This is a genomic window from Corynebacterium halotolerans (assembly GCF_050107895.1).
Classification (GTDB): domain Bacteria; phylum Actinomycetota; class Actinomycetes; order Mycobacteriales; family Mycobacteriaceae; genus Corynebacterium; species Corynebacterium halotolerans_B.
Map to the genome: position 1 here is coordinate 45,052 of NZ_JBNILW010000015.1, position 23,030 is coordinate 68,081.

At 70.3% G+C, this 23,030-nt stretch carries 13 protein-coding genes; 2 read left to right on the forward strand and 11 right to left on the reverse strand.

Going from position 1 to position 23,030, the window contains the following annotated elements; translation table 11 throughout:
* The first annotated feature begins 520 nt into the window (after positions 1–520).
* Positions 521–2,029, forward strand: coding sequence for an exopolysaccharide biosynthesis polyprenyl glycosylphosphotransferase (locus ACQCVD_RS13250; RefSeq protein WP_426824247.1), 1,509 nt, complete (start codon positions 521–523; stop codon positions 2,027–2,029).
* Positions 2,026–3,057, forward strand: coding sequence for a glycosyltransferase family 4 protein (locus ACQCVD_RS13255; RefSeq protein WP_426824248.1), 1,032 nt, complete (start codon positions 2,026–2,028; stop codon positions 3,055–3,057). Before ACQCVD_RS13250 ends, ACQCVD_RS13255 begins: the two co-directional genes overlap by 4 nt.
* Here ACQCVD_RS13255 and ACQCVD_RS13260 read toward each other — a convergent pair whose 3' ends face one another.
* The 11 genes from ACQCVD_RS13260 to ACQCVD_RS13310 all read right to left on the reverse strand — a co-directional run bounded on the left by ACQCVD_RS13260 (position 3,058) and on the right by ACQCVD_RS13310 (position 23,015).
* The gene (locus ACQCVD_RS13260) at positions 3,058–4,173 is read right to left on the reverse strand and encodes a glycosyltransferase (RefSeq protein ID WP_426824249.1); all 1,116 of its coding nucleotides are present in this window, start codon (positions 4,171–4,173) and stop codon (positions 3,058–3,060) included.
* A gap of 4 nt (positions 4,174–4,177) precedes the next feature.
* The gene (locus ACQCVD_RS13265; RefSeq protein WP_426824250.1) at positions 4,178–5,311 is read right to left on the reverse strand and encodes a hypothetical protein; all 1,134 of its coding nucleotides are present in this window, start codon (positions 5,309–5,311) and stop codon (positions 4,178–4,180) included.
* Positions 5,301–6,848, reverse strand: a complete 1,548-nt coding sequence (locus ACQCVD_RS13270; protein WP_426824251.1) for an O-antigen ligase family protein — start codon at positions 6,846–6,848, stop codon at positions 5,301–5,303. Before ACQCVD_RS13270 ends, ACQCVD_RS13265 begins: the two co-directional genes overlap by 11 nt.
* The gene (locus tag ACQCVD_RS13275; RefSeq protein WP_426824252.1) at positions 6,767–7,552 is read right to left on the reverse strand and encodes a polysaccharide deacetylase family protein; all 786 of its coding nucleotides are present in this window, start codon (positions 7,550–7,552) and stop codon (positions 6,767–6,769) included. Before ACQCVD_RS13275 ends, ACQCVD_RS13270 begins: the two co-directional genes overlap by 82 nt.
* Positions 7,542–9,119, reverse strand: a complete 1,578-nt coding sequence (locus tag ACQCVD_RS13280; protein WP_426824253.1) for an oligosaccharide flippase family protein — start codon at positions 9,117–9,119, stop codon at positions 7,542–7,544. The genes ACQCVD_RS13275 and ACQCVD_RS13280 overlap by 11 nt, the downstream gene beginning before the upstream one ends.
* Positions 9,116–11,416 (reverse strand): GNAT family N-acetyltransferase, encoded by a 2,301-nt coding sequence (locus tag ACQCVD_RS13285; protein WP_426824254.1) that lies wholly within the window; start codon positions 11,414–11,416, stop codon positions 9,116–9,118. Before ACQCVD_RS13285 ends, ACQCVD_RS13280 begins: the two co-directional genes overlap by 4 nt.
* A gap of 384 nt (positions 11,417–11,800) precedes the next feature.
* Entirely contained in the window at positions 11,801–13,000 is a 1,200-nt protein-coding gene (locus ACQCVD_RS13290; RefSeq protein WP_426824255.1) for a GNAT family N-acetyltransferase, read from the reverse strand.
* Between the two features lie 340 nt (positions 13,001–13,340).
* Positions 13,341–14,891 carry an acyl-CoA carboxylase subunit beta gene (locus ACQCVD_RS13295; RefSeq protein ID WP_426824256.1) on the reverse strand — a complete coding sequence of 517 codons (1,551 nt, stop codon included), beginning with the start codon at positions 14,889–14,891 and terminating at the stop codon, positions 13,341–13,343.
* 65 nt (positions 14,892–14,956) lie between these two features.
* A complete protein-coding gene (gene pks13, locus ACQCVD_RS13300; protein ID WP_426824257.1) occupies positions 14,957–19,831 on the reverse strand; it encodes a polyketide synthase Pks13 in 4,875 nt (1,624 codons plus the stop codon).
* A gap of 301 nt (positions 19,832–20,132) precedes the next feature.
* Positions 20,133–21,989 carry a FadD32-like long-chain-fatty-acid--AMP ligase gene (locus ACQCVD_RS13305; RefSeq protein WP_426824258.1) on the reverse strand — a complete coding sequence of 619 codons (1,857 nt, stop codon included), beginning with the start codon at positions 21,987–21,989 and terminating at the stop codon, positions 20,133–20,135.
* A gap of 180 nt (positions 21,990–22,169) precedes the next feature.
* Positions 22,170–23,015, reverse strand: coding sequence for a cutinase family protein (locus tag ACQCVD_RS13310; protein ID WP_426824271.1), 846 nt, complete (start codon positions 23,013–23,015; stop codon positions 22,170–22,172).
* Positions 23,016–23,030 lie beyond the last annotated feature (15 nt).

The window sequence follows — 23,030 nt, forward strand, 5'->3', positions numbered from 1 at the left end:
CAATTCCACCTCCGGAAACCCCTCCCCGCTTCACAGCCGACACAGGGAGACCCAAGCGGAAACCCGACAAGACCGGCGCATACCTGCAATAACCTGCCACCCATTATCCTGCCCCCGAACTTTGGGGCGATCATTTCCCCACCCGCCGCACGGCACGGACATGGAAGGAGATCTCTCAATTATTCGACGGAATAAAGATAATCCCTAATTCTCAAACCACCTGCCCCTCCGCCATTTAAAGGTATTCCTTTAAATAGAATACTTTAATTTGCTTCATTTCTTCTCATCTGGTGACTATGGTGAAAAACCAGACAGAAAAGGAGCGGAATTCCGCTAATGAATATGCTTCTTTTCTCGATAATTATTTTGACGGACTTCCGGAGTGAATTTCTTTCCGGTTGTTCCCCTCCCCGCCAACCCTTCGCTGCTAGGAGCTCTCAATGTTGCCGGCTCTCTCGATGTTGATGGCTGTACCGTTCCTCCCGCACCCGCCCGCGCGCCACCCGGGCGGAGGTGCGTGATGGTCTCCCACATCCCGGAGACCACCCGGCGCCGCGGCATCGCGCCGGCGACGGACTCCCCCGGAATTTCCCTGCCGGACCCGGTGGCGGCAGCGGCCGCCGTGGCACCGGAGACCGCCCGAGCTCTGACTTCCCCTCCGGAGCAGCCGGAACAGCCGGCACCCCGGGAGAACATCCGGCCCCGCTCCCGATTCAGCAGGCGGGTGCCCCGGCTGTCCCAGCGGTGCGGGGACGGTCTGGTGGTCCTGACGGTGTGCCTGCTCGCCGGGCTGTCCCGCCCCTGGCTCACGGCCCTGGGCGTCGTGCTGGTGCTGCAGCTGGTGCCCGGGTTCTACCGGTTCCGGCTGCGGCTCTCGCTGCTCGATGAGCTGCCGCGGCTGCTGCCGGTGGCGGCTCTGAGCACCTTCCTGGTCACCGACATCGTCAACCCGATCAGCACGGCCGATGCCACGGTAGTCACTGCGCTGGTCACCGGCGGGCTGGTGGGATCCTGGGGTGTGCTGGCCGCCGCCGCCCGTTTCCGGCGGACCCAGCATCCGGCGACGCTGGAACGCACGCTGCTGCTGGGCTCCGCGGAAACCACCCGGGAGCTGGCCGGTTACCTGCGGGAGCACCCCGGCTACGGGCTCCTGCCGGTGGTCCTGGCCGACCGGGAGATCGAACCCGGCGCGGAGGGCGACGACCTGGGCGTGGACCGGTTGGACGACAACCTGGGCGAGCTGATCCGACGCCACCGGGTCTCCGTGGTGATCGTCGCCTTCAGCCGCTACTCCGATGAACACCTGCTGCGGGTACTGCGCTCGTGTGTGCGGGAGGACGCGGAGTTCTACATCGTGCCCCGGCTGGCGGACCAGCGGGGCGACCACACCACCGAGCTGCTCGGCGCCCTGGCGCTGCGGCACATTCCACGGGCCGCGCACCGTTCCCTGGGCTGGCACTTCAAGCGGCCCTTCGACATCCTGGTGAGCGGCGCCGCCCTGGTGCTGCTCTCCCCGCTGCTGCTGGCGCTGGCCCTGGCGGTCAAGTTGGACTGCCGCAGCGCCCCGGTCCTCTTCCGGCAGGAACGCATCGGGCTGGACGGCAGGCCCTTCGACGTACTGAAGTTCCGGAGTCTGCTGCCGGTGGACCGGGCTGAATCGGACAGTCACTGGAATATCGCCGGTGACAAGCGGCTGACCCGGTTGGGGGCGGTGATGCGCCGCTATTCCCTGGATGAGCTGCCCCAGGTCCACAACGTCTTCCGCGGGGACATGTCCCTGGTCGGGCCCCGGCCCGAGCGCCCCTTCTTCGTGGACAAGTTCGCGCAGCAGTACCCCGACTACGTGGACCGTCACCGGGTTCCGGTCGGGTTGACCGGTTGGGCGGCGATCAACGGCCTGCGCGGGGACACCAGCATCCGCGAGCGGGTGCTCTATGACAACTGGTACATCGAGAACTGGTCGCCCTGGCTGGACATCAAGGTGATGGTGCTGACGGTGCGGGCCGTGGTCGGAGGAAGTGGCGGATGAACACACTCGTACTAGGCGCCCTGGCGCTGCGGCCCCAGGGCAGCGGTGTGCAGACCTACCAGCGCGAACTGATCCGCGCGCTGTCCCGGATCGAGGGGCTGCCCGCCCGCCACGCGGTGGTCCAGCAGGATGCGGTCGGCGAACTACCGGAGACGGTCGGGGCGCTGCCACGTCCGGTCAGCTCCGGGGCCCGGCGCGCCTGGCTGGGACTCCAGCCGGTCCCGGCGGGCCTGTTCCACTCCCTGGACGTGGATCTGCCGGTGGGGCAGCGCAGCCCGACGGTGGCCACCGTGCACGACATGTCGGTGTTCGACACCCCCTGGGCGATGTCGCGGATGCGGGCCGCCGGGGAACGGCTGCTACTGCGCCGCTCGTTGCGGCGGGCGGACGCGATCATCGCGGTGTCCGCGTTCACGGCCGAGCGGGTCCAGGCGTTGACGGGCCGGGAGGCCACCGTCACGCCGCTGGCCCCGGCCGCCTGGGCGCGGGTGCCCGACCCGGCGGCGGTGGCGGGGGTCCGGGAGAAGTACCGGCTGCCGGAGCGCTTCGTCCTGCAACTGGGGACGCTGGAACCGCGCAAGCGCCCGGACGTGGTCAATGCGGCGCTGCGGGGCACGGGGGTGCCACTGGTACTGGCGGGGGGCGGCACCGACGGCCCCGGGCGACCGGAGGGCTCGATCGGGCTGGGTTATGTGGATCTGGCGGACATCCCGGCGCTCTACCGGGCGGCGGACGTGGTCGCCTACGCCTCCTCCTATGAGGGGTTCGGTCTGCCACCGGTGGAGGCGATGGCCTGCGGAGCGGTCGTCGTCGCCAGCGCGGTGGGCGGCATCCCGGAGGCCGTGGGGGAGGGCGCCGTGGTGGTTGAGGGGCTGGATCCGGAGCGCTGGCGTGCGGCCCTGCGTCCGGTGCTCGACGACGCCGCCCACCGGGCGCAGCTGCGCGCGGCGGCCGAGGCGCAGGCGGCGCGGTTGAGCTGGGCCGACACCGCCCAGCGGACCGCCGAGGTCTACGCCGGGCTGCTCTGACTACCCGGCGAGGACCCCGGCCACCACGTCGGCCATCTTCCGCCGGAAGTTCGCGGGGGAGAATTCCCCGGCCCAGGCCGTCAGCCGGGCGGTGGTGTAGCGGGTGTCGTCGAAGTCGCGCAGGGCCGCCGCCAGGTTGGCCACCACCTCCTCGTCGGTGTCCCCGGCCACCAGTTCCCCGGTCACGCCGGGGCGCACGGTGTCCAGCGCCCCGCCCCTGCCCAGCGCGATCACGGGGGTGCCGCAGGCCATGGCCTCCACCGGCACGATCCCGAAGTCCTCCTCGCCGGGCATGAGCAGCGCCCGCGCGCCGCGGATCAGCTCGCGCATCTCCTCCCCCGGCAGCCGCCCGCGGAACTCCACGCCCGGGCCGGCCAGGGACTGGGCGCGGGCGAGATCGCGGCCGTCACCGACGACGATCAGCCGCACCCCGGCGCGGACCGCGGCGGCCACGGCCAGGGGCACCTGCTTGTAGGGCACCAGCCGGCCCACGGAGATGAAGTAGTCGCCCCGGGCGGGGCCCGGTCCGGGTTGGAAGTAGGTGGTGTCCACCGGCGGGTGCACCACGGTGGCATCCCGGTCCCAGCGGTGCCGGATCCGCTCGCGGACCGCGGTGGAGTTGGCCACGATGCCGGTGACCTGCGGGGCCCACGCCAGTTCATTGGCCTTCGCCCGCGCGGCGAGCATCCTGAGCGCCGCCCCGGACAGCAGGCCGCTGGCCTCCCCGCGGCGCAGCTGCGCGTCCCAGGCCCAGCGGGCCGGGGAGTGGACGTAGGCCACCGAGGGCACGTCCAGGGCCCCCACCGCGGCGAGGGCGAAGGCGTGGTGGCTGACCACCACGGCGTCGGCACCCGTGTCCTGCGCCAGGCTGCCCCGGCGCAGCGCGGTGGGCACCAGGGGCAGCAGCGGGGCGTAGGTCTTTTCCCGCAGGGCCCGGTAGGCGCCCTGCAGCCGGCCGGTGCGGAAGCGGTCGGCCAGGTCGGCCGGGACCAGTTCCGGTTTGGCGAAGGGCACGTGGATGGCGGCTGTGGGCCAGGTCTGGGCCAGTTGCCGGACCACGTGTTCACTGCCGGCGATGTCGGTCCAGCGTTCGTGCACGATGGCGATGTTGTCCATGGTCCTACTCCTCGTTCCGCTTGCCGGAGCGGACGACCACGTAGGCCGGTATCCCGCTGTCCACCAGGCGCTGTACGGCGGTGGCCGCCTGATCCGCCCGGTTGTCCCGGTGGTCGATGACCACCACCCCCAGCCCGATCCGGGTGGGGTCCAGGTCCCGCCACCAGTGGTCCCGCCACCCGGCCTGGTGGATCCGCTCCGGGGCGTAGGCGGCGAAGGCCTCGCCCGGGTCCACCCGTCCGAGCAGCAGCACCTCGTCGCCGGCGGCCAGGACGGCCGCGGCCCGCGACTCCGCGAGCGGGGTCAAGCCCCGGTCGGCGGCACCGAACTCCCGTGGCACCCCGAAGCGGTGGGCGACGCCCCGGAGCCAGAACCGGTCCGCACGGTGGTGGCGGCGCATCCGCCACCAGGTCAGCGGGATGGCCGCCACCAGGAAGGCGATCAGTCCCACGACCACGCCCGTGGGCAGGGGGCGCGGCCACACCGGATCCTCGCCGCCCGAGCGCGACAGTTGCACCGGCAGCATGCTCTCCGGGAGCTGTTCGTTCAGGTCCTGGTTGATGAGCTCGATCTGCCATTCCAGGTCGGAGACGTCCGCGTCCCGGTCGGCGGCCCGGCGCTGCTCGATCTGTTCCCGCAGCGCCGTGGTCTGGTCCGCGGCCTGCTCCGTCAGGGTGCTGACGGAGTCGGCGTGCAGGCGGCCGCTGCGCTCCTGGAGGGCGGCCACCGCGGCGTCGGCCAGCTGCCGGGCCTGCTCGGTGCTCGAGCCGGTGGTGCTGACCTGGATGACCCCGGCCACCGAGGTGTCCGTGGCGCTGATCTCCGGGTCCCTCACCCCGGTGGCCTGCTCCACCGCCGCGGCGGTCTCGGTGTCCTCGGCGATGGACAGGTACAGCGGTACCAGCTGGGCCACCGACTCCGGGTTCAGGTCCGGGTTCGACACGGCCCCCAGGCCGACGTCGGTGGTGACCTCGTAGACGGGATCGAGCTGGGTCAGCACCCCGCCGGTGGCGCCGCCGGCGACCACCCCGACCGCCAGCGCGATCGTTACAGAACGGAGGAAGGCGGCGGCCACCAGCCCCAGGTCCAACGGTCCCGGGGTATGGGGCACCGGCGCGGCCGGTTGGTTAACGCTCATCGACTGTGTCCTTTTCGGTTGTGCCGGTCTGCGGCGGGGAAGAAACGGGGGCGGATGCGGGTACGGCACCCCGGTGCTGACTGCGTGACGACGCCGTGTCTCCCGTGTCCTCCGCGCCAGCCGCACCGCCCGGGGCGCCGCGGGCCCGCCGGGGAACGGGAGGCTGGGGCAGCCGCCAGCCGCCCAGACGGGCGGCCACCGGGGAGGGCACCGAGGCGCCGACCGCCAGCAGCAGCCAGAAGTAGAAGTCGAGCGGGAAGATCTCCAGGTAGGTGGCGAAGATCCCCGCCACGCAGGCGGCCAGGGTCACGGCCAGGGCCGCGGCGGTCACCGCCTGCTCGAAGCGGTCCGGCTGCAGACGGATCAGGCGGTACAGGACCACCACCGCGATGCCGACGACCACCACGTACAGCGCCAGTCCCACCCCGCCCAACTCCAGGCCGATCTTCAGGTACTGGTTGTCCGGCTGGTACAGCCGGCTCAGCGAGCTGCTCAGGGCGTCCACCCGTTGGGCCGCCGAGCCGGTGGTGCCCAACCCGTTGCCGAAGGGGTGGACCAGCAGCTGCGGCAGGGTCTGTGACCAGTGGCCGCCACGTTCCGCCAGACTGGTCGAGGACAGCATGGTGGCCAGTGCCCCGTTCCGGTCCAGGGCGAGCGCCACCGGGACCGCCAACACCCCCAGCCCGAGCAGGGCCGCCAGGTAGCCGAGGAGGCGGCGGTGGAACACCACCCCGAGGACGATCACCGCGGTCAGCAGGCCGACGATGCTGGCCCGGACCACCGAGGACGCCATGGCCACCAGCAGCACCGGCGCCAGCCACCAGAACAGCCGGGAACGGCGGCGGCCCGGTTCCGCCAGCGCGGCCGCCCCGCCGACCACCAGCACCAGCATCAGGAAGAAGCCGAAGGGGAAGGGCTGGTTGAAGGTGCCGAAGCTGCGCAGCAGCGGCCCCGCCGAGCGGATGTGCTCATTCCACTCGTAACCCAGATCGGCCAAGGCCCAGCCACCGGCCAGTTGCTGCCACAGCCCGTACCCGGCACTGACCACCCCGGTCGCCAGGAGCAGCGTGACCAGCCGGTCCTTGTCCGCCCGGGTGAACGGGAAGTAGTGGACCACCACCACCGGCAGCAGATAGAAGAAGGCGATCTTGACCGGGAAGCCCGCCGCCGGGCCGAGGACCAGCACCGCGGAGACCGTCCCGAAGATCACCAGCAGCACCGCGGGCGCCAACCAGGGCACCACGCCGGCCCGGCCCCGCGGCAGCGGCGCGAAGAAGCAGGCGGCCACGACGGTGCAGACCGCGGCCTCCTTCCAGAAGGTGGCCAGCACCGGCGCGATGAACAACACCCCGTGGAAGGGCACGAGGGCGGCGATCAGCAGCAGCCCCCACTGCGGGCGGCGCAGCGACAGGACAAACACCAGGACACAGAGCACCGCGGTGCTGAGCAGGGCGATCATGCCGGCCTCCCGGCCGGGCTGGCGGGGGTGTCGGTGACCGCCGGCCAGGTCCAGTGCGGCCGCAGCAGCGTCTTCCACCAGGTGGGCCCGCGCAGGCCGTCGTGCATGGCCATCCGGTGCAACCGGAACGGCTCATCCCCGGCGCGGCAGCGGCCGTTGGTGAAGGTCCAGCCGGTGCGGTAACCGGCCGCCGCGGTCAGGGCCCGGACGCGGGCGTCCTGGTGGCCGAAGGGATAGCACAGGTCGGTGACCTCCCGGTTCCCCCACTCGGAGAGCAGCTCCCGGGAGCGGGTCAGCTCCTCGCGCACCGCGGCGTCGGAAAGCTGTGGCAGGGAAGGGTGGGTGGCGGTGTGCCCGGCCAGCTGGGCGCCGGCGGCCACGGCCTCGGTGACCTCGGTGCGGGTCATCGTCCGGTCGGCCGGTGCCCACCAGGGCGGGGCCGTGCCGAGTCGGGCGGTCACCGGCAGCAGGGTCCAGGGGGTGTGCTGCTCCGTCAGCCAGGGCAGGGCGTGGCGGTACACGCCGACCAGGGCGTCGTCGAAGAGCACCGCCGCCAGCCCCGCCACCGGTTCGCCGCGGAGGAGTCCCGCGCTGAGCTCGGCGAAGGGGACGAACCGGTAGCCCAGGGACCGGACGGTGCGCAGCTGCTGCCGGAATACGCTCCGGCGTACGGCGTAGCGGTAGACGGGGGCGGAATCGGCGATGATGTCGTGGTAGCCGAGCACGATGCCCGAGCGCAGCAGGTGGCCGGCCACCGGTGCGGTGAACTGTTCAGGACGCATCAGGTTCCCCCTCCTGCGCTGCTGTGGGGCCCGGGCGGAGGCGCGCCCGCAGGTGCCGCCAGATCACCGTTGTGGCCCGGCGTTCCGTGGCCGCGACCAGCAGCAGGTAGACCAGTCCCGCCCCGACGGCGGCCGGTACCCCGGGCACCCGCAGTTCCCCGACCAGGAGGACCGCCGGCACGGCCACCGCGGCGGACAGCAGGCTCAGCCGCAGCAGCACGGACCAGGGGGTGATCCCCGGGATCCGCAGGCTGCCGCGCAACAGCAGCAGCATGGCGACGAGCACCACGACCTGGGTGATCACCGTGGCGATCGCCGCTCCCTCGATCGAGCGCAGCGGGATCAGCACCAGGTTCAGCGCCACGTTGAGCACCAGCCCGGCCGCCGCGAGCCACGGGAAGACCCGGAGTCTGGTCGCGGCGATCAGGGCGGTGACCACCACGTAGTTCAGCCCGGACAGCGCGGAGCCGGTCACCAGCAGGGCGGCGGCAGTGGCGCTGGCCAGGTAGTCCGAGCCGTAGAGCAGCGTGATCACGGCCGCCGCACTCGGCCAGAAGACGACGACCGCCCCGCCGCCCAGCACCGCGGCCACGCTGAGCGCCTGGTGGAACCGGGCGCGGAAGGTCTCCGGGTCATGCGGCCAGGCCCGGATCAGGACCGTGGTGAACGGGATGGCCAGCGCGCTGACCACCAGCCACAGCAGGTCGGAGAACTTGTACCCGATCGCGTACTGGCCAACGGCCCCGTAGGTGTCCAGCTGCTCGAGCATGAGGGTGTCGATGCGTTCCAGCATGGTCAGCAGCGCCAGCCCGATGGAGATCGGGACCGCCTCCCGCAGCATCTCCCCCCAGTAGGCGGTGAAGGAGCGGAAGGAGGGCCGGAAGCCCGGGGCGAAGAGCTTGGGGACGCCGATGCCCCGACCGATGATGATGACGATCTCCCGCACGATCGCGGGGAGGATGAACGCCAGGACGCCGGGGGCGGTGAGCGCGACCAGGACGATCAGGAGGAACTGGACGCATTGCCCGATGATGTCCCACACCGCCACGTAGGTCAGCCGCAGCCGGGACTGGTAGAGCACGAACAGGGCGTTGGCCGGGGTGGCCAGGAGCACGGTGGTCCCCGCCAGGACGGCGGCTGTCAGCACCAGGACCGACAGCCCCGCCAGGTACACATAGGCGACCGCGATCAGGTAGCCGAGGAAACCCAGCAGGATCCGCAGCATGATGAAGGAGCCGGCGATCCGGGAGACCTCCGCGGCCCGCCCGGACCCCAGCCGGGCCAGCACCACCCGGCCGACGCCGAGGTCGGTGACCACGTCCAGGATCCCGAGCAGGGCGAAGACGAAGGAGTACTGTCCCCATTCCTCCCCCGTCAGGGAGCGGGCCATGATGACGCTGCCCGCCCAGCCGAAGGTGGCGGTGGTCAGCCGGCCGAGGATCAGGGCGCTACCGCTGCTGAACAGCCGCCGCCCCTCACCCGGCGCCGCTCCCTGCCTCTCCTGCCCCTCCTGCTCCTCCCGCTCCGGGGCCGGCCGGGAGCCGCGGCGGGCGTCGTGGGCGGTCATGACGCCACCTGCTCCGGCGCGGTGGGTGCCGGCGTGGTGCGGGGCCCGCCGCTTGCAGGGCCGGCCGGGGCAACGGGGCCGGTACGCTGCCCCGTGCTGAGCCGCCGGAGGGACTCGGCGGCGCGGGACACCAGTTGTTCCACCGGCAGCAGCCAGGCCCGGGTGGCGGGTGTCGCCCGCACGGTCCCCACCTCGTATTCGCTGGTCTGCCAGTCGGCCTTGTAGGCGTTGCGGCCGATCATCAGGTCGATCTCGGCCAGGCCGAGCTCAGCGTGGTGGTTGACCGTGTACTCCCAGAGCTGATGGCCCGGGGCCAGCGGGCGGTGGGCCGGATCGAAGCGGGTGAACCAGAACTCGGCGCGGTCCCCGGTCCGCAGCAGCACGGTGAAGGCCACCCAGGCGGCGTCCACGGTCAGGGCGATGATCAGCAGGCGGCCGGACTCGGCCTCCGCCCGGAGAAACTCCCGGGTGAACTTGCGGTGCCCGGCGTCGAAGAAGTTCAGGCGCTCCGCGGTCTCCGCAGCATGGGCGGCCGCCGCCACCCGGGTCATCTCCGGCCAGCAGGCGGTCAGATCCGCCGGTTGCCGGTAGGTGTGGAACTCCACCGCGCCCAGTTCCCGCTCCGCCCGGTTCCGGGAGGTCCGGAGCCGGTTGAGGGACTTCCGGCTCCGGAGGTCCCGGGCGGTGGTGGCGTCCGGGAGGGCGATGACCGGGCAGTGGTCGTCGACGTCGTAGTTGACGGTCCAGGTCCCGCTGTCCAGCAGGGCGCGCAGCAGCGGTGAGTCCGCCGGCACATGGGTCAGCCGCAGCAGGGCCCGCGCCCGGCGCAGCCCCAGTACCAGGGCGTCCAGTGCCGCCCGGTCGGCCGCCAGGGCCTCCCCGATCGTTCCCAGCCCGTGGCCGAGCAGCCGGTAGGTGGTGATCCCCAGCCGACGCCGCGTGTGCAGCGGCAGCAGACCCACCAGCTGCCCGCCGTCGTGGACGGTGGCCACCGCGAGCCGGCCCTTGCCCAGGGTCCGGTACCAGTTCAGGGCGTAGGAGGGACGGGCCCCGAAGGTCCCGCCGTGCCGCTCCGCCAGATCCTCCCACTGGCGGTGCAGCTGTACGTCCACGTGGTGGTGCAGGCGGAAGGTGAGGTTTTCCGGGGACTGCTCCCCCATCACCCGGGCGGCCCGGCGCAGTTCCGTGATGATCTGTCCGGCGGAGCGGGACATGTCGTAGTGCTCCCGGGCATGCCGGTAGCCGGCCTGCCCCAGACGCTCCCGCAGCTCCGGATCCGCGATCAGTTTCTCCAGTGCCGCGGCAACGGGGCCGGGCTCGGTGGCGTCGACCAGGAAGCCCGTCTCGCCGTCGCGGACCATCTCCGGGATCGCACCGTTGGGGTGGGCGACCACCGGCAGGCCGGCTGCCATGGCCTCCAGGATGGCGTTGGGGGCCTGGTCAATCAGGGACGGCAGGCAGAAGATGTCGGCGTCCGCCAGGATCTCCCAGAGCCGGTCCTCGCCGGGCTGCAGATCATTGATCACCGTCAGCCCCTCCTCCGCGGGCGGGGTCTCCAGGGTGATCAGCGTCAGGTTCGCCCGCTGCCGGAACCGGGAGCGCCAGAGCTCCAGCAGCAGGGTGCCGCCCTTGCGCTCCAGGGAGGTCCCGACGAAGACGATGGTCGGGGTGCGGTACGGATCGCGCGGCGGCAACGGAGCCGCGAAATAGGGCGAATGCACGCCCATCTCCAGGCGGGCGACCTGTTGGGGCGGCAGTTCATAGTCCGCCGAGCGCAACGACTCCGCAACCTTGGCCGAGCAGGCGAAAACCGTGGCCGCGGCCTTGAGCACCGGGCGCTCGAAGATGAGGTTCACCCGGCTCAGTGGCACCGTGAAGCGGGTGGGGGTGCGGTAGGGGATGCTGAACACATTGAGTCGGCCGGTGCTGTCCGTGGTGATGACCGTCGGGGTCTCCCGCAGGAGTTTCGCCCCGCCGAGCAGCGTGTTCTGGGTGTAGACGTGCATCGCGTCGATGTCCCCGCGGGCCACCCGGGCGCGGACCTTCCGACGCATGCGCCAGGAGTGGACCAGTTGTCCCCGCAGGGGCTGCAGGTCCAGGTCCAGGCGGGCCAGACCCGGGATCGGGGCGCGTAGGATCTTGCCGAGGAGGCCGGGGTCCTCGCCGTCGAGGAATTCGACGGCGACATCGGTGTGGTCCGCGAAAATCTTCCGCAGGGAGCGGTGCACCGTGCGGTGCCCGCCGATGTTCTCGTTGACGAACAGAAAGCGGGGGATGCGGTCAGGGCGGCGTGTCACGGGTTGTCCTTCTATCGCAATGGAACACCTACCCGAGCGACGTCCGGTGCACCCGGCCCGCGAAGGCGGCTGCGCTCACTATGGCACACGGAAACCCTGGAAGAGAACCCTTTTGCACATTATTTGTTCAGATAATTTTAAGCCCCGGAAAAAGGGGTCACTATTCGGCTTAATGATGCTATTAAAAGGCACCTACCTGCTGGTTATGATCATATTTAAGGATTTCCCGTCTATTCTCACCCCGCGGAAATCCTCCTACCAGAGCCGCTCTGCTTGCGTTTCTGTCTCAGCTTGTCGGCGGCTTGCCGGTGAACCGGGAGGCTGATGTCGGGGGTAGTTCCCGTTCAGTGGGCACGGCCCCAGCGCGCCCAGGGTGCCGCCATCTCAGGCGGAGGCCCGGCCCCGCCGCCGGGCCAGCTCGGCGAGCTTTCCCCGGCCCCTGCCGACACCGGTGCGTGCGGCCGCGATACCGTTTTCCAGCCGCCGGGCCACCGGCAGCAGCCAGGCCCGGTCCGCCGGCACCGCCCGCGCCGTCCCCACCACGTACTCCGCGGTCTGCCAGTCCTGCTTGTAGGGATTGCGGCCGATCATCTGGTCGATCTCCGTGATCCCCAGCTCATCGTGGTGGTCGACGAGCCGCTCCGTCAGCAGGTGCCCCGGAATGTACTTCCGGTACGCCGGGTCAAAGAACGTCAGCCATCCCTCCACCCGGCTGCCCGTCTGCAGCAGCACGTCGAAGGCCACCCAGGTGGAGTCCACGGTCAGGGCGTTGAGCAGCAGATGCCCCTGCTCCGCCTCCCGGTGCAGGAACCGCCGGGTGAAATCCCCGTGCGGGCCGGTGAAGAAGTTCAGGCGGTTGGCCGGGTTCTCCCGCAACGCCGCAGAGACCACCCGAAGCAGATCAGACCAGTGTTTCTCCACGTCCACCGGGGACCGGACCGTCACGAACTCCACCGGCCCGTGGTTTTCCGCGGCACGTGTCCGGGCCACCCGGAACCGCCGCAGGGTCTTGGCGCTGCGCAGGTCCCGCACCGTGGTACCGGCGGGAACGGCGATCGTCGGGCAGTACTCGTCCGCCCGGTACTCCACCACCCAGTCCGGGCTGCGGCGCAACGCGGCCAGCAAGGGTGCACCCTCCGCCACGTGGGTCAGCTCGAGCTGCACCCCGGCCCGCCGTAGCCCGGCCAGCAGCTCATCGAGGGCCGTGGCGTCCTCCGCCACCGTCTCCCCGACGGTGCCCAGGCCGTGCCCCAGCCAACGGTGGCTGGGGATCCCCAGCCGCCGGCGGACATGCAGCGGGAAGACGCCGACCAACTGATCGCCGCGGTGGAGGGTCGCCACGGCCAGCCGCCCCTTCCCCAGGGCCTCGTGCCACCCCAGGCCATAGGCGGGGCGGGCGGCGAAGCGGGTGCCGTGGTCCTCCGCCAGCTGCTGCCACTGCTGCACCAGCTCCTCGTCGACATGGCGGTGGATCCGGAAGACCGTACCGGTTTCCGAGCTGGCAGCCGGGGCGGTAACTCCGGCGGAACCGGCGGACGAGGCGTGCGGGATGAAGCGGCGGGCGGTGTCAGGCAGGCGCGGCATGCGGTTCCTTCTGAGTCAGGAAGTCTGCACCCGGAGCCGAGCCGGATACAGCGTCTGCGCGGGAGGGCAGCTGCGCCAACTATGACACAACCGGAGAGCGCCCGCGGCTCTTTCTCATGATTTTCCGCAGGTTTTTCTCACCTTTCCCGCAGCGGGGCGGAGAAGGGCTGAGTGATCATACCTTTGGCGAACCTCCGGCAGGTGGGTGCCGGTGTCGAGGTGAGCTTTCCGGGCTGCTCCGGAGGAAGGCTGTCGGGTAGGTAGCGGAAACCGGGCCAATAGGCCGCCGGAGAAGGGACAATCCGGCGGTTTCCGCTACCTGCCCGACAACAACCGAAACCTACAAGGGCGCGATCGTGTGCTTCTTCGGCAGATCTTCCTCGCGCTTGGTCTCCAGCTGGCGCAGGGCCCGGCGCAGGGCGATGCGGGTGTCCTTCGGCTGGATCATGGCGTCGATGAAACCACGCTCGGCCGCCACGTAGGGGCTGGTCATGTTCTCGTCGTAGAAGTCCATGAAGACCTTCTTGAGGTACTCGCGCTGCTCCGGCGGGGCGGCGTCGAGCTGCTTGCCCTGGATCATCACCACGGCCGCGGCGGAACCCATGACGGCGATCTGGGCGGTGGGCCAGGCCAGGTTGATGTCACCGCTCAGGTTCTTCGACCCCATGACGGCGTAGGCGCCGCCGTAGGCCTTGCGCACGATCAGCGTCACCTTGGGCACGGTGGCCTCCACCACGGCGAACGCCAGCTTGGCGCCGCGGTGGATCAGGCCCTGCTTCTCCTGCTCCACGCCGGGCAGGTAGCCGGGGGTGTCCACGATGAACACGACAGGCACGTTGTAGGCGTCGCAGGTGCGGATGAAACGCGCGCCCTTGTCGGCGGCCTCGGCGTCGATGCAGCCGGCGTAGACCATCGGCTGGTTGGCCACGAAGCCCACGGCCCTGCCGTCGATCCGGCCGAAGGCGCAGATCAGGTTGGGGCCGTAGTTCGGCTGGACCTCGATGAGGTTGTCGTCGTCGCCCAGCTGGACCAGCAGGTCCATCATGTCGTAGCCGGCGTTGGTGTCGTCCGGCATGAACTCGTCCAGTTCCACCGCCTCCGAGACCTCGGCGTCGGAGGGCGCCTCCAGGACGGGGGCCTCGTCGAAGCAGGTGGACGGCAGGTGCTCCAGCAACTCACGGACGTAGTCGAAGGCCTCGTTCTCGTCGCCGAGGACGGCGGAGATGTTGCCGTTGAGCTCCTGCTGGCGGGCGCCACCGAGCTCGGCGGAGGTGACCTGCTCGCCGGTGACCTCCTTGATCACGTTGGGGCCGGTCACGTACATCTCGGTCTCACCCTCGACGGCCACGACGAAATCGGTGGTCACCGGGGCGTACACGGCGCCACCGGCGGACTTGCCCAGCATGATCGAGATCTGCGGGGACCGGCCGGACAGCGGCAGCTGGCGGCGCGCGATCTCCGAGTACATGGCCAGCGAGGTCACGGCGTCCTGGATGCGGGCGCCACCGGAGTCCTGAATGCCGATGACGGGGCAGCCGATGCGGATGGCCATGTCCATGACCTCGGAGACCTTGCGGCCGAAGGTCACGCCGACGGAGCCGCCGTAGACGGTCTTGTCGTGGGCGTAGACGGCGACGGGACGGCCGTCGATACGCCCGTAGCCGGTGACCACGCCGTCACTGTAGAGCGCGTCCGGATCGCCCGGGGTCTTGCCCAGGGCGCCGATCTCCATGAAGGAGCCCTCGTCGAGCAACCGGTGGATGCGCTGACGTGGAGTGGAACGACCGGCCTCGTCACGGCGGGCCCGGGCCCGTTCGCTGCCCGGGTCCTGCGCCTTTTCCAGGCGGGAACGCAGGTCCGCGAGTTTCTCCGCGGTCGTGCTGGCTGTCACGTCTTACTCCATCTCGATTCCGTAATTAGTCGGATGCTGGGTGCTCCACCGGGGCACGGCGGAGCTTAGCCCGCCAACCCGTCGATCCGGCGGGCCAGGTGCGCGCCCACCGTGCCGATGGCGGGCTCGTCGACGACGGCCAGGTGGTCGCCCGGGAGCTGGATGATCTCCAAGTCATCCACAATAGTCGACCAGCCACCGTCCGGGTCAATCTCAGCGTAGGCCGGCTCCAGCTCAATGGCGCCGTCGTGCATGCGCTCGGCGCGGAAGAGCTGCACCGGGGCGTCGACCTCGGCCCAGCGGGAGAAGTCGATGGTGTCCAGGATGCGGTTGTCCACGAAGCTGGCACGCTGGTGCTCCAGGACGCCGGCGGACAGCCCGTGCTGGGAGGCGTCCGTGGTGGCCAGGAACTGCTCCATCATGGCCAGCAGGGCCTCCTCGCCGGCGGTCTCCAGCAGCTCATAGGGCGGCTCGAAGTCCAGGCCGTAGGTCTTGCTGGCGAAGTTGGAGTAGCGCTCCCAGCGCTTCTTCGTCTCTTCCATCGTGTCCGGGGCCGGGTGAGACGGCTGCACGGTGTCCAGCAGGGCGATCGAGGCGACCTCGACGTCCGTGCCACGCAGCTGGTTGGCCACCTCGTAGGCCAGGGCGCCACCGAAGCTCCAGCCGCCCAGCACCACGGGCCGGCCCACGGCGTAGGTCTCGATCTCGGCCAGGTACTCCTTCGCCCGGTCCTCCAGGGCACCTTCGAGACGCTCCACGCCGTAGACCGGCACGTCCGCGGGCAGGCGGCGCATCAGCGGCTGGTAGACCACCGACGAACCACCGGCCGGGTGGAACAGGAACACGCTCGGTTTCTCCGAACCCTCGGGGCGGGCCCGCAGGACGCGGATATTGCCCTCGACCTCGGTCTCCAGTCCCTCGCGGACCAGGTCCGCCAGCGGCTCCAGGGTCTCGGCCGCGAGCACCTGCTCGGCGGTGATCTCCTGGCCGGCGCGCTCGGACAGTCGCTCGGCGAGCTGGGCGGCGATGTCCCCGCTGATCTTGGGCAGCGGGCTGGTCACGCCGGCGGCGGCCTTGCCGGTGATACCGGCCCAGGTGCCGAACACGGCGCGCTCGGAGGCGTCGCGCGGGGCCACCCCCACCCCCTGCAGCGTCTCGCTTTCCGACGCCCCGGGCGCCCCGGCCGCAGGTTCCGCTGCGGCGGCGGCGCCCTCCGGCGCCACGCCCTCCCCGGCGGTCGGCGGCATGGCGGCGTCGACGTCGCGGGCGGACACCTGGTCCTCGACGAGCTTGACCACGTCGGCCACCGAGGCGTCGCGCAGCGCCTGGACCTGCAGCGGCGGGATCTGGAAATCGTTCTCGATGCGGTTCTTGATGCGCATCCCCATCAGCGAGTCCAGGCCCAGGTCGATCAGGGGCAGCTCGCGCGGCAGGTCGTCCACGTCATAGCCCATGGATTCGGAGACGATCGAGCGCATGCGGTGCTCCACCGTCTCGCCGCTGGCCGGATCCCAGCGCACGGCGTCCACGGTCAGGTCACTGTAGTCGGGCGACAGCGTGTCAGCCGAGGGGGTGACCTCCTGGACGCCCAGGTTCGGGGCGTCGCCGAGGTTCAGACCGGCGCCGGCGGCGAAGCCCTCGGCCACCAGGCGGGTGGTGTCGTCGACCACGTGGTGGACGGCGATGCTCGCCCCGCCCAGGTGGCGCTTGACCACGGTGGTCAGTTCGCCGTTGGGCGGCAGGGTGCCGTACTCCTCGGAGGCGACCAGCGTGGAGCCGGGCAGCACCTCCTCGGCGGCGGCCTCCAGGACGGCGAGCGCCGAGGGCGCCAGGTCCGCGCTGGCGGAGAAGGCGATGGTGTTGTCCGGCAGGGTGATCCGCGTGCCCGGCAGGCGGGTCGCACCACCGGAGGAGGGCCGGGCGTTGGTCCAGTAACGCTGGTGCTTCCAGCGCACGTGGGGGGCGTCGAGCCGCTCCCCGTCGCCGTAGGCCAGGGAGAAGTCCACGGGGGAGCCGGCGGCGTAGAGCTTTGCCAGCAGGTCGCGGATGGACTCCGCGGAATCCACCTTGCGCTTGAGCACATAGAGCAGCTGGGCGTCCGGCCGGCCGACGGAGAACGCGGTGTTCATCATGCCCATGATCGCCACCGGGTTCGGGGCGATCTCCACCAGCATGTTGTGGCCGGCGGCGAAGGCCTGCTCCGTGGCGGCCTGGAAGTGCACGGCCTGGCGGGTGCAGCGCAGCCAGTACTCGGTGTCGTGGATGACCGCGCCCGGCTGGTAGACGCTGCCCTTGTCCACCGAGGTGAACAGCGGGATCTCGATCGGCCGGGGGGTGATGCCGGCGGTCTCGAAGGCCAGTTCCCCCAGCAGCGGCTCAACGGCCGAGGTGTGGCCGGCGCCCTTGACGTTGAGCTTGCGGGCGAACTTGCCCTCCTCCTCGAGGCGGGCCACCAGGGCGTCCACGGCCTCCTGCGGGCCGCCGACGGTGGTCATGCCGGGACCGGCGTAGACGGCCGGCTCGATACCGGCGAGCTCGTCCACCGTCTCCGTGAGCTCGGTCAGCTGTTCGGTGGACAGCTCCACCACGGCCATCGCGCCGAGCTGGTCCTCGGGCAGGGACTTCTCGCCCTCCCCCATCAGGCGGGCGCGGTGGCAGGCGACCTGCATGGCGTCTGCCGCGGACAAGCCGCCGGTGGCGTAGGCCGCGGCGATCTCGCCCATGGACATGCCGAGCACGGCCGCGGGCTTCACGCCGTAGGCGGCCAGCAGGTCCGTGAGCGCGATCTGGATGGCGGTGATGGCCACCTGCGCGGTCTCGGTGTCATAGGTCTGCTCGTCATCGTGGACGATGTCCAGGATGGACCAGCCGGACTCGACGTCCACCCGCTCGTCCAGCTCCGTGAGCCGGGCGGCGAAGATCGGCGAGAGCTCGATCAGGTCCTTGGCCATCTTGCGGTGCTGGGAGCCGAAACCGGAGTAGACGAACACGGGGCCGGCCTGGTCCGGGGAATCGGCGGCGGCGATGCCGACGCTGGTCTTACCCTCGGCGACCTGGCGCAGGCGCTTGACGGCGGTGGCGGTGTCCTCGGCCTGCACGGCCGCACGCGAACGGCCGTGGTTGCGGCTGGCCAGGGAGCGGGCGACGGGCACCAGGTCGGTGTCGGCGCGCCCCTCCAGGAAGTCCGCCAGGGCGGCGGCCGCTTCCCGACGCCGCGAGGGCAGCAGGCCGGAGACCGGCAGCACCACGGCGTTCGGGTGGGCCGGGTCGTCGAGCTGCGGCTGACGGGAGCGGACGGGGGCGTCATAGTCGGCCGGGTCGAAGTCGGTGACCACCACGTGGGCGTTGGTGCCACCGAAGCCGAAGCCGGAGACGCCGGCGACCTTGCGGCCGGAGTAGGCCGGCCATTCCCGCGGGTCCTCGACCACCTCGAGCTTCTCGGCGTCGAAGTCGATGTAGCGGTTCGGCCCCGAGTAGTGCAGGGACGGCGGGATCACGCCGTGGCGCATGCCCTGGACGACCTTGATCAGGCCGGCGGCGCCCGCGGCGGACTCGGTGTGGCCGAAGTTGGTCTTGGCCGAACCCAGCAGGGTGGGCTGCGCGGCGGCACGGTCGCGGCCGAGCACCTCGCCCAGGGCGGTGGCCTCGATCGGGTCACCCAGGATGGTGCCGGTGCCGTGGGCCTCGATGTAGTCGACGTCGACCGGGTCGACGCCGGCGTCCACGTAGGCGCGCTCCAGCACGTCCACCTGGGCGTCGGGGTTGGGGGCGGTCAGGCCGTTGGAGCGGCCGTCAGAGTTGACCGCCGAGCCCTTGATCACGGCGAGGATCTCGTCGCCGTCGGTCAGGGCGTCCTCGACGCGCTTGAGCACGAGCAGGCCGGCGCCGTCGGAACGCACGAAACCGTCCGCGTCATCGGAGAAGGCGTGGATCTTGCCGGTGGGGCTGAACACGCCGAGCTCGTCGAAGGCGGTCTCCACGAACGGCGAGGCCAGGATGTTCACACCACCGGAGACGGCGATGTCGGCGTCACCCGAACGCAGGGCACGGACGGCCTGGTGCACCGCGACCAGCGAGGAGGAGCAGGCGGTGTCCACGTTGACCGAGGGGCCACGGAAGTCGAAGGCGTAGGAGATGCGGTTGGCGATGATCGAGCTCGCGGTGCCGGTCAGCGCATAGGGGTGCGCCTCGGCCGGGTCGGCCACGATGAGCATGCCGTAGTCATTGTTGGTGGAGCCGATGAACACACCCACGGACTGCCCGCGCAGCTGGTTGGCCGGGACGTGCGCGTGCTCCAGGGCCTCCCAGGTCAGCTCCAGCAGGATGCGCTGCTGCGGATCCATGTTGGCGGCCTCCAGCGGGGAGATACCGAAGAACTCGGTGTCGAAGCTGGCGATGTCCGGCAAATAGCCGCCGGTGGTTCGCGCGTTGGCGATCTTCTCCGCCATCACCTTGTCCCCGGCGTACTCGGACCAGCGGCCGATGGGCGGTTCGCCCAGGCCGTCACGGCCCTCGGCGAGCAACTGCCACATCTCGTCCAGGTTGCCGGCGCCGGGGTAGCGGGCGGACATGCCGACGATCGCGATGTCGTGGGTGCCCGGGCCCTGAGCTGCGCCACCGGCCAGGCGGCGGGCCGAGGAGTTCGCCGCGGTGGAGCGCGCCTTGGCGGGCTCGCCCTCCATCAGCCGCTTGGCCAGGGCGTTGATGGTGGGGTACTCATAGGCGATGGTGGCGTCCAACTGGGTGTCCAGCAGGTTCTCCAGTTCGCCGGAGAGCACGACGGCATCCCGGGAGGACAGGCCGAAGTTCTCCATCGGCTTGTCGTCCGTGACCTCCTCCGGGGACAGCCCGGTGGTGGTGATCACCCAGTCCCGCAGCCAGGCGCGGAGCTGCTCTGTGGTCAGTGACGCCGATGCGGCCGGAGACTGGCTCGATTCCATACGGAGGTCTCTTCCTTTTGACATGTTCTCGTTCGGACTGGGCAGATACTTCTATAAGGGGTTGTATCTGCCGCGCCCGGGATTTCGTTTCATTTCGCAGTTCGGGAGCGGGTGCCCCCGGCTGGTTCCGGGGAGTTGGCGGTGGCCCCGGCCGGGGAAGCCGGCAATTCTGCCCGCCCCGGCGCAACCGCAAGCAGCATAGCGACGCTGGCCTGCCGCATTCAATACGCTACGGGCACCGACATGACTCCAGCCCCCTGTCCCGGGTGTCCGGGCAGAGGGCTGGTGGCGGGGAACTCCCCTACTGCCCGGCCTGTTCGGCCAGGTAGTTCTTGCGGCTGACGCGGCGGGCGATCTTGCCGCTGGAGCTGCGTGCGATCTCATTCGGCGCGACGATCCGGATCTCCTCCGGCACCACGCCGTGGGCGGCGGAGACCGCCGTGCGGATCGCCTCGACGGCCGCGGCGTCGCCGGCTTCCTCGGCGTTCTGGTCGCGCTCGGCGATGATGATGAGCTTCTCCACGTCATCGCCCTCCACCGAGAATGCGGCGACGGAGTCCGGGCGGATGTGTCCGGAGGCGGTGTCGACGGTGTACTCGATGTCCTGCGGGTAGTGGTTGCGGCCGGCGATGACCACCAGGTCCTTCAGCCGGCCCGTGATATACGTTTCCCCGTCGATGATGGTGCCCAGGTCGCCGGTGGCCATCCAGCCGGTGTCCGGGGCGCCCTCCGCCCGGGAGCCCTCGGACAGGCGGCCGGCCAGGGTGTTCTTGAAGGTTTCGGTGGTGTCCTCGTCGCGGTCCAGGTAACCGGCGGCCATGTTCTGGCCGTGGGCCCAGATCTCACCGACGACGCCGTCGGCGACCTCGGTGCGGGTCTCCGGATCCACCAGGGTCAGGTGCTGCGGGCGCACGACCTGCCCGTTGGAGGCGAAGGTCACGGCGTTCCCGGAGTCCGCGGCCACCTGCTCCGCCCGGCCCTCGGCCAGGGCGTCGCGGTCGAAGTGGGCGAAGACCGGGCGGTTCGGCGTCTGCGGCGTGGTGACCAGCAGAGAGGCCTCGGCCAGGCCGTAGGAGGGGCGCAGGGTGTCGCGCTTGAGGCCGTAGGGCTCGAAAGCCTCGGCGAACTGCTCCACGGACTTGCGGGTGACCGGCTCGGAGCCGATGATGATGCCGTCGATCGCGGACAGGTCCAGGGACTCACCCTCGGCCGGCTTGCCGTAGCGCACGGCCAACTCGAGCGCGAAGTTCGGCACCACGGTGTAGAGGTTCTTGTCCGACTCACGGCGGTTGAGCTGCTTGACCCAGCGGGCCGGCTGCTGGATGAAGTCCCGCGGGGACATGACCTCGTTCTGCAGGCCGAGGATGGTGACGAAGGCGGCCAGGATGATGCCCATGTCATGGTGCAGCGGCAGCCAGGAGACCAGACGCAGCGGCATCCGCAGCCGGGCGGCGGTGAAGATCTGCAGCACGTTGGTCAGGATGGAACGGTTGGTCAGGATGACACCGGCCGGGTTCCGGGTGGAACCGGAGGTGTACTGCAGGAAGGCCGGCATGTCGATCGGCATGACCTGGGAGGAGGCCATCATCTGCTGCCCCGCCAGGGTGGTCATCGGGTTCTCGTAGGAACCGGCCAGCGTGTCCGGCAGGGAATCCACGGACAGGATGCGCGGACGCTGCCGGGAGGGGGTGTCCGCGAAGTGCTCGCGCACGGCCGCCGCCGAGTTGGAGTTGGTCAGCACGAACTTCGGGTTGCAGTCCCCGATCACCGCGTTGAGGTGGTCGGCGTGGCCCGGCTCGGTCGGATCATAGAGCGGCACCGGGGTCATCCCGGCGTAGAGGGAGCCCAGGAAACCGAAGATGTACTCCGGGGAGTTGTTGGCCAGGATGGCCACGCGGTCCCCCATCTTGCCGACCTGCTGCAACCGAGCGGCCACCGCCTTGATCCGGGTGTTGATCTCGGTGCGGGTGTAGTCCACCGGAGTGCCCTTGCGGGACTCGGAGAAGTCCCAGAAGCGCAGCACCTTGCGGTCGCCGCCACCCTGGGCCAGATCAGCCTGGTACATCAGCTCGGCCAGGCCCGACAGGGTCAGCTGCGGGGCAAGGGCGATCTCCCCCTCGTCGTTGAAAAACTGGCCCATGGCCGCTTGCAGATCCATGCTTCTCCTTGCGTATCGCGTGGTCTTTTGCGAGATGGTCATCTCTTATGAGGTGGTCACCGGATGGCCGTCCACCACGTCATCGTCGGCTGGATAACGTTTTGTTACTTTTGACTTTGAAATATAGCAGGTGGACCGGACACTCCCGTTAACGGCAATCTCCTATCCACCGGCCCGCCCCTAGGACTGCTCGATCAGCCGGGAGGCCCAGTCCACGATCCACTGGTTGGTGGTGGTCCCCGGAATGACATTCGGGTTGGTGGCGTACATCGCGTGGACGCCGTTCGCCGCAGCCAGCGCCTGGGCGCGTTCCACCGCGTTGCCGGCATTGAGCGGGGCGTCGCAGATCGAGTCATCCGGTGCGCAGATGTCCTGCACCCGGTCATCGAGCACGCCGAAGCCGCCCTCCCGCGGGCCGCGCATCGTGGCGCCCGGAACGACCGGCTGGACCAGCAGGTTCAGCGGCTCCAGCGTGATCTCGGCACCGACCCCGGCGACCTGGACACCCGGAACCTGGCCCACACCAGGCTCCCGGCGACCGTCCGCGACCAGGGCGACACCCCTGACGCGTTCCGCCGGAATCACACCGTTGCCGTTGCCGATCTTGCTGGCGGCGTCGCCGAGCAGCACCGCGCCCTGGGAGAACCCGGCGAGGACGAAGTCGGTCAACGGGCACTGCGAGTGCATGTCGGACAACTCCGCCTCCACCCGCTCCAGGCCCTGGTTGCGCGAGTCGTCATAGGACATCTCGTGCTGGGCGTTGATGTTGCGGAACTCGGCCGTGTACGGCACCGTCCAGACCTTCACGTCCTCCGGGTGGTACTTCTCCTGCAGGGGCTGGGTGATGGTCAGCATGAAGGAGTACGGGTTGGCCCGGGGGTTGATCGGATCATCATCCGCCGATGACTCCCAGGTGCCCGCCGCCGCGACCACCTCGACGTCCGGGCACCACTCGGGTTGCTCGGCCGTCGGCGGCTGCGTGATCGGCGGGATCGGCTTCTCCCCGGAGGGACGCTGCCACTGCATGATGCCGACCACGAT